The sequence below is a fragment of the Streptomyces phaeoluteigriseus genome (assembly GCF_001896135.2).
GTDB classification, from domain to species: domain Bacteria; phylum Actinomycetota; class Actinomycetes; order Streptomycetales; family Streptomycetaceae; genus Streptomyces; species Streptomyces phaeoluteigriseus.
Genome location: NZ_MPOH02000008.1, coordinates 95,170 through 109,616 on the forward strand (window position 1 = coordinate 95,170; position 14,447 = coordinate 109,616).

General features: G+C 69.3%; 14 protein-coding genes and 1 pseudogene. 7 read left to right on the plus strand and 8 right to left on the minus strand.

All coding sequences use genetic code 11. The annotated features are described in order from the left end of the window. Together BM536_RS07520 and BM536_RS07525 are read right to left on the minus strand one after the other, a co-directional pair. The gene (locus tag BM536_RS07520; protein WP_073490915.1) at nucleotides 1-666 is read right to left on the minus strand and encodes a nitroreductase; all 666 of its coding nucleotides are present in this window, start codon (nucleotides 664-666) and stop codon (nucleotides 1-3) included. Between the two features lie 451 nt (nucleotides 667-1,117). Beyond that, nucleotides 1,118-1,501, minus strand: a complete 384-nt coding sequence (locus BM536_RS07525; RefSeq protein ID WP_245873313.1) for a hypothetical protein — start codon at nucleotides 1,499-1,501, stop codon at nucleotides 1,118-1,120. A 202-nt stretch (nucleotides 1,502-1,703) separates the two neighbouring features. Between BM536_RS07525 and BM536_RS07530 the strand changes: the two genes are divergently transcribed. Further along, the gene (locus tag BM536_RS07530) at nucleotides 1,704-2,123 is read left to right on the plus strand and encodes a thiol-disulfide oxidoreductase DCC family protein (protein WP_245873314.1); all 420 of its coding nucleotides are present in this window, start codon (nucleotides 1,704-1,706) and stop codon (nucleotides 2,121-2,123) included. An 8-nt stretch (nucleotides 2,124-2,131) separates the two neighbouring features. Then, a complete protein-coding gene (locus tag BM536_RS07535) occupies nucleotides 2,132-2,965 on the plus strand; it encodes a serine hydrolase domain-containing protein (protein ID WP_073490922.1) in 834 nt (277 codons plus the stop codon). Between the two features lie 359 nt (nucleotides 2,966-3,324). Here the strand turns inward: BM536_RS07535 and BM536_RS43900 are convergent, their stop codons facing one another. Beyond that, nucleotides 3,325-3,450 carry a hypothetical protein gene (locus tag BM536_RS43900; protein WP_281258549.1) on the minus strand — a complete coding sequence of 42 codons (126 nt, stop codon included), beginning with the start codon at nucleotides 3,448-3,450 and terminating at the stop codon, nucleotides 3,325-3,327. A gap of 135 nt (nucleotides 3,451-3,585) precedes the next feature. Continuing rightward, nucleotides 3,586-4,545 carry a hypothetical protein gene (locus tag BM536_RS07540; protein ID WP_143650844.1) on the minus strand — a complete coding sequence of 320 codons (960 nt, stop codon included), beginning with the start codon at nucleotides 4,543-4,545 and terminating at the stop codon, nucleotides 3,586-3,588. 206 nt (nucleotides 4,546-4,751) lie between these two features. Here BM536_RS07540 and BM536_RS07545 point away from each other — a divergent pair, with 206 nt between their 5' ends. Together BM536_RS07545 and BM536_RS07550 are read left to right on the plus strand one after the other, a co-directional pair. Beyond that, nucleotides 4,752-5,120, plus strand: coding sequence for a helix-turn-helix domain-containing protein (locus BM536_RS07545; protein ID WP_094102715.1), 369 nt, complete (start codon nucleotides 4,752-4,754; stop codon nucleotides 5,118-5,120). A 252-nt stretch (nucleotides 5,121-5,372) separates the two neighbouring features. Beyond that, nucleotides 5,373-5,717 (plus strand): annotated as a pseudogene (locus tag BM536_RS07550) (nuclear transport factor 2 family protein); the annotation flags it as partial. A 352-nt stretch (nucleotides 5,718-6,069) separates the two neighbouring features. Here BM536_RS07550 and BM536_RS07555 read toward each other — a convergent pair. Both BM536_RS07555 and BM536_RS07565 read right to left on the minus strand, forming a co-directional pair. Next, nucleotides 6,070-6,675: a hypothetical protein gene (locus tag BM536_RS07555; RefSeq protein ID WP_094102716.1), complete on the minus strand. Its 606-nt coding sequence runs from the start codon at nucleotides 6,673-6,675 to the stop codon at nucleotides 6,070-6,072. A gap of 691 nt (nucleotides 6,676-7,366) precedes the next feature. Next, nucleotides 7,367-7,834, minus strand: coding sequence for a MarR family winged helix-turn-helix transcriptional regulator (locus BM536_RS07565; protein WP_073490932.1), 468 nt, complete (start codon nucleotides 7,832-7,834; stop codon nucleotides 7,367-7,369). Nucleotides 7,835-7,935: 101 nt separating this feature from the next. On the opposite strand from BM536_RS07565, the gene BM536_RS07570 reads away from it, so the two are divergent. Continuing rightward, the gene (locus BM536_RS07570) at nucleotides 7,936-9,150 is read left to right on the plus strand and encodes an amidohydrolase family protein (protein ID WP_073490935.1); all 1,215 of its coding nucleotides are present in this window, start codon (nucleotides 7,936-7,938) and stop codon (nucleotides 9,148-9,150) included. 343 nt (nucleotides 9,151-9,493) lie between these two features. Here the strand turns inward: BM536_RS07570 and BM536_RS07580 are convergent, their stop codons facing one another. Then, nucleotides 9,494-10,153: a hypothetical protein gene (locus tag BM536_RS07580; RefSeq protein ID WP_143650846.1), complete on the minus strand. Its 660-nt coding sequence runs from the start codon at nucleotides 10,151-10,153 to the stop codon at nucleotides 9,494-9,496. A gap of 569 nt (nucleotides 10,154-10,722) precedes the next feature. On the opposite strand from BM536_RS07580, the gene BM536_RS07590 reads away from it, so the two are divergent. Next, a complete protein-coding gene (locus tag BM536_RS07590) occupies nucleotides 10,723-11,172 on the plus strand; it encodes an acyl-CoA dehydrogenase family protein (RefSeq protein ID WP_073490939.1) in 450 nt (149 codons plus the stop codon). A gap of 274 nt (nucleotides 11,173-11,446) precedes the next feature. Here the strand turns inward: BM536_RS07590 and BM536_RS07595 are convergent, their stop codons facing one another. Beyond that, nucleotides 11,447-11,932, minus strand: a complete 486-nt coding sequence (locus BM536_RS07595; protein ID WP_073490941.1) for a MarR family winged helix-turn-helix transcriptional regulator — start codon at nucleotides 11,930-11,932, stop codon at nucleotides 11,447-11,449. 724 nt (nucleotides 11,933-12,656) lie between these two features. On the opposite strand from BM536_RS07595, the gene BM536_RS07600 reads away from it, so the two are divergent. Further along, on the plus strand, nucleotides 12,657-14,411 hold the full coding sequence (locus BM536_RS07600) for a non-ribosomal peptide synthetase (RefSeq protein WP_158086508.1): 1,755 nt from the start codon (nucleotides 12,657-12,659) through the stop codon (nucleotides 14,409-14,411). Nucleotides 14,412-14,447: the final 36 nt, after the last annotated feature.

The window sequence follows — 14,447 nt, forward strand, 5'->3', positions numbered from 1 at the left end:
TCACACTCCGATGAAGCTCACTGTTTCCGTCATATCCGCTCGCCCGGTACGCAGCCGGGGCACCCCTTCCTTCTCGAATCCCACCGAGACACCGCAGAACAGTACGAGCCCGTCATCGGCTCCGACTATCTGGCTGACGGTCTTGCGATACATCGTCCACATCACCTGGGGACAGCTGTGCACCCCTTCCGCCCTCAGCAACAGCACGACCGTCTGCAAGTACATCCCCGCATCCCCCCACTGCCCGGGACCCATCGTCCGGTCGAGGTAGCAGAACAGCACGACCGGCGCTCCGAACGCCCCCGAGTTCAAGGCGGCGATCTTCATGGGCCTGTCGGGGGCGTCGCGCTCGATTCCCAGCGCTTCGTACCGCTGGGCGGCCGCAGCGGTGAAGCGGTCCAGATACGGCGAAGGCAGCTCGGCCGGATACATCGGATACTCCCGCTCATCACCGGTGTCTCCCGCAAGCGCCCTGGCCGTCGCACGCCTTTTCAGGTCGGCCAAGGGATCGCCGGCCACGACATAGATACGCCACGGCTGGAGATTTCCACTCGACGGAGCCCGCGTGGCAGCGGTCAGCACTCGTTCGAGAACCTCTTTGGGTACCGGCGCATCGCTGAACGCCCGCACGGCCCGCCGACTGTCCACAGCCTCATACACGTCCACGTGGTTCCCGTCCTCTCACTCAACGACAACCACCTCTCTACCCCCTGAGTAGGCGCCGGAGGAGTTCATCGGCGGCACAGGGACGACGCCCGCAGGGGCGGTGGGGCTGATTGTGTTCAGCTGGCGGCGGAGCCGCTGGAGTTCGTCGTCCTGGGCGGCCAGGGCCGACACGGCCGACGGGGTCGGTTGATGGCGTTCCTTGAGCTGGGCGCGTTCGGTGTGAGTGCCGGCGAGTTTGCTGGTGAGTCGCTGGTTGTCTGCTCGCAGGTGGAGGATGTGAGCCTCGCGCGGGTCGGGCTGCCGGCCGGCAGCCCCGGCGGTGGAACGTCAACCGCATGATCGGACAGCTTTACCACTGCCTGCGGCACAACCGGCCCTGTGCCGAGGCCGCAGCCTTCTCCGAAGGGGAACGCACCCCGCAGGCAGCGGCAGCCTGAGCCGCCAGGATCGGCTACCGCACCACACAGATGTCCGGCAGCCGCGAGGCGTCCGTGCCCTCCCGCGCGAGAACCTTCTGAGCCAGCGCGCGGGCCTGATTCCACCCCGCGTCACTGGTCAGAGCTGCTGACGTCCACCGACCCGGCGACCCATCGCAGGTCATCTCATCGAAGATCGAATCGATCACCTGCAAGTCGGTCAGCGCATCGGCGCTCAGGAGCCCCTCCTCCACCAGGCGCCCAGCCATGCGGAATCCGTGGTCGAAGTCGAGGGCGATCTCATCCGTCACGACGCCGTGTTCCTCCAGCCATGCCGTCTGGGCTGACGCAGGTGCCGCGAGCACGGTCAGTGCCTCCATCAGGAGGCGACGGCGCAACGCTGGATCAGGAGTCTCCACGCTCCGATCGTCCCACGCCTACATGGACCAGGAACTCACCTGTTCGACCAACTCCGGTACCCGACGGCGCTGGACGACATGCTCGGCGACCGACCCCTCCCCGGCACCGAGGACGACCAGACTGGCTGATGGGTTCACCCAGACCACGAGCCCTGCGCCCGGCCGAACGAGTATCCTTGCTGCAGCACTGGACGGAGACCCCGTGAACCACCCCGCCCCCAGGCCATCACCCCCGGCACCGCCGTCGATGCCCGTACTCGCCTACGACGGGGACTGCGGCTTCTGCCAGACCTCCGTCGACCGCATCCGGGCCATCGCCGCACCGACCCTGGAAGCGGTGCCATGGCAGTTCCTGCCCGCCGAGTCCACGGCGCCGCACCTCGAACGTCTGGACCGTGAGGTTCTGCTGCTGCGCGGCGGTATGGTCCTCGCCGGCGGAGCGGACGCCGTGGCCCGTTATGTGGGTGCTTCGCCCTCGCGTACCTACCGCGTCCTTGCAGCCGTGGTCCGTCTTCCCGGCATTCGCGCCTGCGCCCGCGTGGTCTACCGCTGGGTGTCCCGCAACCGCCATCGCCTTCCCGGCGGCACCTCCGCGTGCGCGGTGCCGCCGCGTGGTGAGTGAGGCCCGCCATGCGCATCCCGACTTGCGTGTTCAGCAGTGCGGCCCCGCCGGCCGTCCGCGACGGTCACGCCGTCGATCGCTTCGTGCAGATCGCCTCGCTCACCAAGGTCGTCACCGGGACGGCGCTGGTCCGGATGGCCGCGACCGGGGTACTGGCGCTCGACGACCCCGTCGAACGGTGGCTCCCCGCGGCCCCCAGGACGGGAATCACGCTCCGGCATCTGGTCCGGCACACTTCCGGCCTTCCCCGCCTGCCCCCCGGCCGTCTCTCCCGCCGGGACCCCTACGCGGCGTTCGACCGGCCCGCGCTGGAGGGGCTGTTGCCCCGCCTCGACACGCTCGCCAAACGCCCTCCGGGACAGGAGGAGGAGTACTCCAACCTCGGCTACGCCGTACTGGGGGCAGCCCTGACCGCGGCCTCCGGGACGACGTACGAGGAACTGGTGACCGAGTATGTCCTGCGGCCGCTGGATCTCACGGCGATCACCGCAAACCCCGATCCTGACCGGTGCCTGCTGCCCCCGGGACTCCTGGGACGACCCCGCAGGCCGTGGACGATGACCGGCGCGATCCTGCCGGCGGGAGGGCTGTGGGCCACTCCCCGCGCGGCGGCCGACCTGGTGGTACGCCTCCTGGTGGAACGCCGGCTGGGGGACCCCGCCCCGAGCTGGCAGACGGCGGGCCCTCTGCGCTGGCACAACGGGGCCACACGCCACGCCTCCGTCTTCACCGGAGCGATGGACGACGGCCGCTGGGTGATGATCCACCGACTCAACGCCCCACCGGAAGACACCGACCGGGCGGGTATGGAGATCCTTGAAGGAGCTGAGACGGTTCCCTGATGAGGGGAAACCGCTCCCGTTGTGCGCCGGAGCGCAGAAAATGGCGGGCGAAGCTGGCGGAGAATGCCGCGGTCCTTGGCCCGGGCCCCCCGCGCCCACAGACGCGGCGTCTCCAGCTCCTCCTCCCGGGTGGCTCCGCAACCGCGCGCGTAGGCCATGAGGGGGGTCTTCTTCGGCAAGGGGCAGCATCCAGCCGCGCGCTTGAACGTCGCGGCCGACACCGGGTCGCCGAGCGCCGCGGTGCGCTCGGCGAAGGTGAGGGCTGGCCCGCTGCCGGAGCTCCTGCAGGTGGCGCGCCAGCATGGCGTGGTGCGGGTCAGCCGGAACGGTCTTCACCGCACGCATGTCACCAGGCCCCTTCAACTGCGGGCGGCGGCGGCCTCGAAGGCCTCCAGCAGGCGGCGACCGCCCCCGCCGACTGCGTACACGGCGGCGCCGATCATCCCGCACCCGGCGAGGAGGACAAGCACCTGGCGCACGGGCATGCCGACGACGGCGAGCCCTGCGTCGAGCAGGGGGAAGACACTGACGCCGAAAGCCTGCGCGGCGCTCCCGGCACGGCACCCAGCGGTCCCGGCCCCGGCGTTCCGGGCAGGGACGCAGAGGGACGAGGACCTCGCTCAGCCGCCCGTGAAGTACGAGGGCGGGCGGACTCGCATGGTGCTGGCGAGCTTTCGCAGAACAGCGCTGCTCACCGGGGGCGTGCGGGCTTGGAGGACGGCGACAGTGTCACCGACCCGCGTGAAGTACTGGACGTAGTCGTAGTTCGACCACCGCCACACCCCGGGGGCCACCGGACTGCAGGCGGGTGACGGCACAGGGTAGACGTTGGTGAGTGCGGCGCAGTGGGAGGGAGGGGTGAAACCCGGCTGTATGGGGCCGACGGTCACCTGGATCTCCTGACGGAGTTCGTCCGTGGTGTTCGCGCCCTTGCCCAGGCTGTCGGGTGAGATCCGGTAGTAGAAGGTCACCTCGTGTGTGGCTGTCGATCCGGTGGTGCCGGCGCCGTTCAGGTGGTAGCCCGCGGGTAGTTGCGGCCCGAGCAGGGGGACGCCCGCGTCGGCCAGTTCGTTGTTCTGCTTGCTCCGGGCGAGTTGGTTGGTGGCCAGCGAGTCGAGTGGCGCCAACAGGACCAAGGCCAGGGCCACGGCCGCTCGCGGCCACAGCGGCCTGCGTGACTGGGTTAACCAAGCCGCCACAGCGAACGAGACCGTGCACAAAGCGGCTTGGACGTATGGCGTGCCATCGGGCAGCCACCGGGCCGTGTCGATGCCGCGGACCAGGTACCAGCCGATGCCGGTGCCGAATAGAGCGGTGAGCCAGGCCGGCCGGACCGCAAGGACGCGCAGGGCGGGCCAGGTAAGCAGGAAGTTGAGGACAGGCAGGAGGTAGGACCACAGGAGGGCGTGGCCGAGGCAGCCATAGCCGGGCGCGTCCTGGCAGGCGCTGGAGTCCAGCAACAGCCGCGCCAAGAGCGCGAAACTGGCCACCGCGACAAGCCCGACCCCGGCCGCCTGTGCCGCACGCTTCACATACCGCGACCGCTTTGCGACCGCCGGTTCGACCACCGCAGTGCCCATCCTCTTCCCCTCCCCGACCGGCACCAGAGCGTAGTGGAGCGCCTGGGCGGCCAGCCTTCCCCCGAGCCTTCTCCCGCCGAGACGCGTGCGCCCGCGTTGTCCACGGACGCCGAACTCTCCGAACTTCCTCCCGTCGAGACGCCCCGCCGTCCGTCCCCACCCGGTGCCTGTCCCAGACCGTCGTCATCCCCTGGCGTGCCCGCTACATGAACCAGCTGCTGCGCCGTCAGCTCGAAGTCCGGCTCGCTTTCCTGCACTGCCTCGAGGACCGCAGCCGCAGCGACGAACTCGTCTACGCCATGACCACCAGGCCTCCCTTCGAGCGCGTCAGCCGGCTCTTCACCCACCTCGCCCACCTCGCCGACATCGTCGGCGTCTCCGCCCCGAGGACCTCCCGGCACACCGTCATCACCGGCCCGAGGCAGAAGGACATGGCTGCCGCGCTCCAGCTCAGCACCTCCACTGTGGAGAACGCGATCCGCACCCTGCGCTACCACGGCGTCGTCGAGGCCCGGTACCGCAAGTTCCTCGTCCACGACATCGAGGCCCTCCGCCAGTTCGCCGCCGGGGCGTAGAAACCCCACGCCCACTGGACCCCCCCCACCTGTACTCCCGCCCTGGTGCCGGCGTACCTGCGAACGGACAGCAGCATGATGACCAGCACCACCACGCTGGCGCTCGCCACAAGCGCCGGAACCCTCGTGGCGACAATCCTCTCGCCAGCCTCGACGACGTCCGTGACTCGCTGCGGCCGGACACGATGGTGCTGAACACCAGCACCATCGCCCCTGCCGAAGCCTCGAATCTGGCCCGGCAGCTCGGCGCCGGGCGCCGTTCTCGAACCGCTCCGCGCCTACGTTCGTGGACATGCCACCGGCGATCCCACCCACTTCCGCGACGCGTTCCTGCCCACCGCCCACATCGAGGGAATCCGGGGTGGCGCTTTCGTCTCGTGGTCTCTGGATGAATACTGCGCTCTCTTCCACGGCCACTCGGCCCCCGATGAACCGACCCGGTCTCGCCGGATCGCCACCGTCGATGTCCACGGCACCATCGCGACCGCGACCATGGCGCTCCAGCACGGCGCGGACACCTTCACCGACCTCTTCCTGCTGGTTCGCGTCGACGACAGTTGGCGCATCGCCAACAAGGCTTACCACCAGCACTCATGAGGGAGCGAGAAGCGATCCCTCGCCCGGTCTGCGCCGCGGTAGAAGGCTCTGAGGCGGCCGTAGCGACGGCAGGGACCGTCAGCGAACTGACGGGTCGCCCTCATACAGTCGGCTACTGGCGATGGCCCTCTACGGCTGGCCGGGCGGCCTGCCGCAACAGGCGACGGTCTGGGTCTGGTCGGCGCTGGCGAGCGGCACTGCCGCAAGCACAGCCGCCATTGCCACGAACAGTCCGAGTACAGCTTTACGCACTGTTTCTCCTGGACGAAGGGGACGACGGAACGGCGCTGAGGACTCCGGCCGTTGCTGGAGCCCTCAGCGCCGTACACACGGGCCGCGCCCGCAATCGCCGTCAGCAGTTCCTGATGCTCCAGACGGGCGTCCAGTAGTAGCGGGAGTTGGAGCTGTACGGTGCCGGGGTGGCGTCGTAGGCGGATCCGTCCGCACCGTAGAAGATCGCCCTCGTACCGGGGGTCTGATCGTTGATCCACGACCCCCAGTCTCCCCACGGCATGCCACGCCTGCCGCATTCGTACCAGCGCAGGGCGTCGCCGTTGAATCCCTCCCGGCTGTAGGCGCAGAACCAGCCACTGTGGACCTGTCCTTGCAGGCAGGGGTCGAACGCGGCCCGGGAGCTGTCGCCGGACGCGAAGTCCCTCGGGTGCTTCTCTCCGGGCAGGGCGACCAGCAGTGTGGCATCGCCGCCGAGGTCGATCTCGTTGAGTGCGACCTGGTTCCCGCCGGTCCGCTTCACATATCGGTCGACCTTCGCCTGGAGCGATGTGGTCTGGGCCTTCGTCAAGTGCGCCTTCGCGGCCTGGTCCGCGAAGGGCTGTCCGGCGCTTGGGGCCGAGACGCTCGTGGTGTCGGATCCCGGCGTGGCGGCGGCAGCGGTCGCCCCGGTTCCGAACAGGAGGGCGGCGGTCGCAGTCACGACCGCGAGCATGGGTATGCGCATGGTGCGTTCCCCCGTTTCTGATGACCCCTCGGATGCCTGGGGGTCAATCTGACTTCAGGGTTGTTCGGGACGCATGAGCCGAACAAGTCTGAAATCGGCCACTCCGGTTGAAAGTTGAAACCTGAGTGATGTCGTGTCATGCGATGATCGCCAATCGACCGGCCCCATCCCGGAGGTATGCGCAGCTCGCGCTGCCGGACGTCATCCCGCCCGCCGCGCCCCCGGCCGACTGGCGCACCCCGCCCTCCTTCGTCACCCGGACCATGCCCGGCCGGCCTGCTCCCGTCCTGTCCGAGCCTGCCTCCGACGGCCTACCCGAACCCACTGCACAGACCGCTGAAGACGGCCCTGGCTGAACGTCCCCGCACCTTCCTCGTGGACGAGGCCGGCCGCTGAAGCGGATCTGATCGGTCGGCCAGTCACCCGCAAGCCGCTACGGGCCCAGCCGGCCGAGCAGATAGCCCCGCCGCGAGCGCGACGACTTAGGCGACGACGCTTATCACGTCCAGCGCATGCCGATGGCAGACAGCTTCTCCATCCGTTCCGGGGTGAGTGTCGCGGCTCTGCATGGTGTGGTCGGTTCCCGGGACTCTCGCCCTGTTCACGGGTGAGTGTCGGAACGGTAGATCGTCCGTCGGTGCGATCGACGCCTGGGCTCCTGGCCGTGACTCGGTCTCTGGGCGCGGCTCGTTCAATCGCGGCTTGTGGTCCGTTTCCTGGACCAGGCGGTGGCGTCGGCTCCGTATCGCGTCAGGAGTCGTGCGAACTGGGTGCGTTCCTCCGGTGACCAGGCGATGGTGATCTCCAGGAACGCTTCTCGCTGTTCGGCGGCGAAGCGGTTGCGTTCGGCCTCGCCGTGCTCGGTGAGTTCGAGAACGGTGCGGCGTCCGTCGGACTGGGATGCCGCCCGCCGCAGCAGCCCGTCCGCTATGCAGGCGGCGACGGTCCGGCTGGCCACCGGCTGCGCGACGCCCATCTCGGCGGCAAGCGCGCCGACGGTCATCTCGCCCGGCGAGTCGGCGATGACGTTGAGCACGAGGTTGCGAGTGAGGTCCTTGCCCGATGCAGGTGCGCGTCGCCGCAGACGTGACAGCGCCGGGCCGATCTGATCCAGCGCCGGGTCGTCGGAGGGCTGCTCGGAGGAGGACATGTTGCTCATGTGCCGAGTCTAGGCCCGGCCAGCACATTTGCATACCATTTGATAAGTGCATAGCATCAGGTATGTAAATGCTGAACAAGCTAGGAAATGAGGCGGACGCCATGGCGCTCACCGCGATCACCAACGCGCAGATCTTCGACGGGGAAAAGGCGGTCGGCGTGCGGACCGTGGTCATCGACGGCGGGAGGATCGCCCAGGTCGGGGGCGACGCTCCCGAGGGCAGCGAGATCGTCGACGGCAGCGGCGCCACACTGCTGCCGGGACTCATCGACGCCCACGTCCACTCCGCCCCGGGCTCTCTGACGCTCGCCCTGAGGTTCGGGGTGACGACCGAACTGGAGATGCAGGGGATGAACACCCGGGAGAACCGGGGGGCCATCACCGACGACGACACACAGGCCGACGTGCGCTCCTCCGGCTTCGCCATCACACCGCCCGGTGGTCACCCGAGCGAGCTGATGCCCGAAGGGTTCCGGCCCAAGTGGGACCTTCCCCCGGTGATGCCCCTGATGCCTTTCTCCACCACCCCCGAGGAGGCCGCCGCCTTCGTGCCGCAGCTCCTCGCCCGGGGATCCGACTTCATCAAGTTCATGATCGACGACGGCAGCGTGGAGGGACACCCCGGGCTGCCCGTACTCGACAAGGCGACCGTGCGCGCCGGTGTCGCCGAAGCCAAGAAGTACGGTGCACTGACCGTGGCCCACGCGCTGACCCTGGAGGCCACCAGGACAGCCGCCGAAGCCGGCATCGACGGCGTCACCCACGTGTTCATGGACCAGCCGCACACCGCCGAGATCATCAACCTGATCAAGGACGCGGGCATGTTCGTCATCCCCTGCGTCACTCTCAACGCCTCGATGATGGGGATCACCGGCAGCGAACTCGCCGACGACCCCCGGGTCGCCGCTCGCCTCGACGCCGACTGGGACCGGACCCTGCGCTCCAGCTTCAACCGCTACCCGCAGGGCAAGCTCCACGACGTGTACGACACCGTGCGCGCGCTGGACGCCGCCGGTGTCGACGTGCTGGCCGGCACCGACGTCTCCATACCCGAGACGTTCTTCGGAGGCCTGGCACACGGAGCGAGCCTGCACCACGAACTGCAATACCTGGTGGCGGCCGGCCTCACACCCGCACGGGCCCTGCGTGCGGCCACGGCGACCACGGCCCGCCGCTTCCGCCTCAGCGACCGGGGCCGCATCGCCGAGGGCCTCCGCGCCGACCTCTTGCTGGTCGACGGCGACCCGACCAGCAACATCAGCGACACCCTCAACACCCGTGCTGTCTGGCGCCGCGGCACCCGCCTGGCGGCATGACCGCGGTCGTGGGTCGGCTTCCTTCACCCTTAGGTTGGTCGGGTGAGGTGTCCCATAGGGTGGTCAGTGTGCTGCGCTGACCGGTGCGCTGACACCGGTGAGCGCTGCACTGGCTGTGCAGGGGCCCGCGTCTGGTAGCGGTGGGGCGACCAGTCGCTGTCCGAAGCCGACGCACGTCCTCTTGATCCTCGGGGCGCAATGGGAGCACAGTGCGGTCCCATCCTCCCGGCGATATCCCGGAGGCCGCATCCGGTGGCACCTGCTTGGTGACATAGACCCTCAAGCCAGTCCGTGCCGTGCCGGGCCTCGCCGTAGAGGTCGACGGTGAAGTTGGAGGAGGCGGTCAGTCCTCGCCGAACAGGACGATCAGCACGACCAGTCCCGCCACGCCCATCGCAACGAACAGGATCCACTGCCAGAGGGCCAGGGATCCGACCAGCAGGCCGTTGGTGATCCCGACGACCGGCACAGCCAGCAGCGGCGCGGCTCCCATGAGGAACGGCGGCAGGAGCCGGGGTACCAGCACGACCATCGCCACCCCTAGGGCGATGCAGGCCAGGCACAATTCGCGGAGCAACGACAGCTCCGCCGGGCTGTCGTACGTCTCAGTGCGGCCGTGGGCCTCCATGCGCACCACGGCGTCGCCCCAGAGGCGCACGGTGACCGCGTCCCCCTCGTGCACGGCCTGGTACATGGGGGACTTCGCCGGCACCGCACCCGTGCCGCGTGCGTGGCGGACCGTCACGACGTACTGGTTCACGCACGAGACCCCGTTGTTCCCGTCCCCGTTGCAGGTCTGGTAGGAGGACTTGTCGACGATCCGTGCCGCGCTCTGCTCGACGCAGGGGTGAGACGGGTCGCCCGACGCCTGCCCGGCCGCGCACACGGGAGCGTTGCGGTACGCCACAGTGGTCCGGTGCTGCTCCTCCACCGAGGACCAGCAGCGCACCACAACCCAGACCGCGGCCGCGAGAACCAGCGCGCGCAGACCGAGCGATACCACCGAAGCCCCCCCAAGACGCAAGACGCAAGACGCGGAACGCGGGAACGCACCGGGTGACTACCCATTCGCAGACAGAGTCATATCCCCAACGAACTCGTGCACAGTAGGCGGTGAGACGTGGCGGACTTCGGTGTGGCCCGGCTCCACGTCTGCCGGGTCGGGTTCAGGTCCGCGGTGTGTTGGTGGGACAGCAGGCGGGTCTGTCCAAGGAACGGCTCTGTCGACATTCGGCGGTGACGGTGAGTCATGGCGGCGACGGACAGATCATCGGACACGAAACCGCAGGCCTACGCCTCGCAGGGGAAGTGGCCACCGCCCTGAAGGTGCGCCGGGCCACGGTGTCCGGCTGGGAGGCGGGTACGACCGAGCCGCGGCCGCCAGACTCGTCCAGCTCCGGCGCGTGCGGGTCGCGCGACGGACGCAGGGACCCGGCGGCCGGGGTGAAGGCGGTGAAGCTGTAGCGGCCAACAGGTTCAGCTTCCGGTGGCTGAGCGGGGAAAGCCGGGCGAGGTTGAGGATCGCCGAGGCCGGGTCGGCCAATCCGGTGCGCGGTCTGCGGCAGGCGCCACGTGGCCGTGCACCCCCAGTCGCCCTCCGGCACCGTGATCGACGAACTCATGGCCCAGGCAAGGGCAGCCGGGCGGTGGAACCTCTTCCTCCCCGACCCCACCTACGGAGCAGGCCTTACCAACCCCGAATACGTGCCCCTGGCCGAACTCATGGGCCGCTCACTCACCGCGCCCGAGATCCTCACCTGCAACGCACCCGACACCGGTAACGCCGAACTCCTGCTCCACTACGGCAGAGACATCCAGCGCCGGCGCTGGATGGAACCGCTGCTGCGCGGCGAGATCCGCTCGGCCTTCTGCATGACCGAGCCGGACGCGGCCGGCTCCGACGCGGCCGACATGGCCGCCACCGCCGTCGTGGACCGCGACACCATCGTCCTGAACGGCCACAAGTGGTGGAGCACGGGGATCGGACACCCCGACTGCCGATTCGTCATCTCATGGAACTGACCGATCCCGACGCCCCACGCCGCGCCCGGCACTCCAGGGGGAGGCGGGATGAACCCTGCCCAGGGCGGTGCGGAGGGCCACGGCCACCACCCCGGTGCCGACGGAAGTGATCATGCCTCGCGCGGCGCCTCCGTCGCTCCGCCTCGCCGTCGTCCGACGCGTCGTCGGCGTGGGGGGCACGCAACGGGCGCGGGCCGGGCACCGCGGGCCGGGTGAAGGCCGGCGGCCGGGGAAGTCCGTCGCTCGGTACCGGCGCCCGTGCGGGCCGGACGGCTCAGGGGCGTTCCTCCGCCGGTTCCAGGTGCGGTTCCAGGGCGTCGGCGACCTTGTTGCACAGTTCGACGAACATCGCCCGCTCGCCGGGGCTCAAGGTGGATCCGACGATGCGGGCGTTCTCGCGTCGCTGCTCGGCGACCCGGGTCAGGAAGGACTCGCCGGTCGGCGTGAGCGAGGTGGTCAGTTCGCGCCGGTCCTCGCCGATCGTCTGCTGTCCGACGAGCCCCAGGTCCTTGAGCACCCGCAGCGCCTTGGAGGTCGTCGCCCGGGACACCCCGAGCGAGGCGCTGAGCACCGAGGGCGTCATGGGGCCGCGGATGCGCAGCAGTTCCAGGACGTCGTACTGCTGCCAGGTGACGCCCTCCGGGTTCGAGCGGGTGCGACGGGCGACCAGGATGCACTGCAGGTGGGACAGTGCGTCCTCGAGTTCGCCGGGCACGGCCGGGGCCTCGCTCGCGCGTCGTGGACTGTCGGTTCGGGTCATCAGCGCCCCTCCGATTGGTTGCCCATCATCAACGACCAGGATGCTCCGGGGTGCATCAGCTGTGTCAATGTGGACTTCACTAAATGGAATGATTTCTTCAGGGAAATTATATACCAGTGATCCCCGTCTGGGAACCCGTCCGTCCGGAGAGGTGCCGTACATCGCGGCCTGCCTCTCCGGCGATAGGGGAAGCATTTCCTCCAGATTCGCCGCCGAGAGTGCCGGCCCGTCGTCGCCCGAGCAGAGTGATTTCCCTTCGGAAACCGGTTCGCGAGACAAGCGATCGGCGTCCAGTTGCTTTCCCGGCGGAAAACAAGTGGCCGAAAGAGTTTGTTCCGCGGGTGAGGGCCGGGTCGGCCGGCGAGGCCCTCCTGCTGCGCCGAGCCGACGGAACTTGGGTCCGCCGCCCTAGGCGTGCCCGGCAAGAGGCGGGGCAGAAGCAGGTGCAGCGGGGGTGGAGCGCCAGTTCGGACCCCTCAAGATCGGGGTTGACACGTCGAGGAATGTCGACCTAACGTGATTTCCAGACAGAAACCATTTCCTTTCAAGCGATTTGTGCTTATCTCTCGACAAGCCGGTCACTGGACGTCAGGTGTGTTCGTCTCCACGGACGCCCGGTGGCCATCCGCCAGCGAGACAAGGAGCACCTGTGCTCACGGAGAACGCATTAGGCGAGGCACGTAGCGCTGTTTCTCTGACCCTCACGGACGGCTTCGACCGGGTCGTGCGGACCGCCGGAGACGAGGTCGCCCTCGTCTCCGGCACGCGGACCCTGACGTACCGCGAACTGAACGAGCGGGCCGAGCGCGTGGCCCGCTCACTGATCGCCCGGAAGGTGGCGCCCGGTGACCGGGTCGGCGTGTACCTGCGCCGGTCACCCGACCTGTACGCGGTCATGCTCGGCATCCTCAAGGCGGGCGCCTGCGTGGTGCCGGTCAACCCGGACCACCCCGCGCCGTTCGTCGACCGGGTGCTGGCCGAATCCGCGCCCACCGCCGTCGTGCACGACACGGAAGCGCCCGGAGGGGCGGCCCGCATCGCCGGGGCACCGCTGTGGGTGCGGGCCGACGAGCTGACCGCGACCGCGGAGCCGCAGGACGACATCCCGCTGCCGCCCGTGTCCGATCCGGAGGGCGCCGCCTTCCTGATGTTCACCTCCGGGTCCACCGGCAGGCCCAAGGGCGTGTGCATCGCCCACCGCGGGCTGGCACGGCTCGGCCCGTACAGCGGTGACCTGCGGATGGGACCGGGGGACTGCCTGGTCCAGTCCGCGGCGTTCTCCTTCGCCGCGTCCACCATCGAGATCTGGCTCGCTTTCCTGCACGGCGCACGCCTCGTCGTGATGCCGCACGGGCTGCCCAGCCTGCCCGCCCTCAAGGACGCGATCGTCCGGCACGGCGTCACCGCCCTCTCGCTGCCCTGCGGTCTGTTCAACCTGCTGGTGGACGAGGAGCCGGAGTGCCTGGGCGGCGTGCGGCTGATCTTGCTCAGCGGTGACTTCCCGTCGCCGCAGCACCTCGCCCGCGCGGCACGCGCGACCGGCGCCGTCATCTACAACGGCTACGGCTGCACCGAGAACTCCTCCATCACCGCCCTCTACCCCGTCCGCAGCGCCGACGACGTCACCCGCGAGGAACGCGTACCGGTGGGGCGCCCGCTGCCCGGGGTCACCCTGGAGGTCCTGGACGACGCACTGCGACCCTGCCCGCCCGGCGCTCCCGGCCAGTTGGCCGTCGGCGGCCTCGGCCTCGCCCAGGGTTACCTGGACGAGCCCGGACTCACCGCCCGCAAGTTCGTGACCGGGCCGGACGGACGGCCCCGCTACCTGACCGGCGACCTGGCCCGCACCACCGGGGACGGGGACGTCGTCCTCATCGGCCGCGCCGACAGCATGGTGAAGATCCGCGGCTACCGCGTCGAACTCACCGCGGTCACCCTCGCTCTGCGCGCGCTGGACGGGGTCCACGACGCCGTGGTCAAGGCGTTCCCCGAGGACGCCGGCGACAAGTCCCTGACCGCCTTCTACACCACCTCCGACGGACGGCCGCTCGACGGCGCCGACCTGGCACGCCGACTGGGCGACCAACTGCCGTCCTACATGGTCCCCTCCTCTTTCCACCACCTCGGCGACCTGCCGAGGAACGCCAACGGAAAAGTCGACCGGTCCGCCCTCAAGGACCCCTCGGCGACTCCGGACAAGCCGAAGAAAGGTGACACAGCCATGCAGAACCCGCTCGAGACCGTCGTGCTCCAGGCATGGAAGGACATCTCCGGCGCCGAGGACTTCACCACCACCGACTCCTTCCTCGGCCACGGCGGGAACTCGCTGCACTTCGTCCAGCTCGCCTCCCGGCTGCAGAAGATATTCGGCGTCGAGGTCAGCACCGAGGACGTCTTCCGGCACGGCACCGTGGAGCAGTTGGCACGCTTCGTGGAGCAGGCGCGGGACACCGGAGGCAAGCCCGCCCGGATCCAGTAGGCATCGTCCGGCTGCGGCCGTACGGCGCCCCGCCGC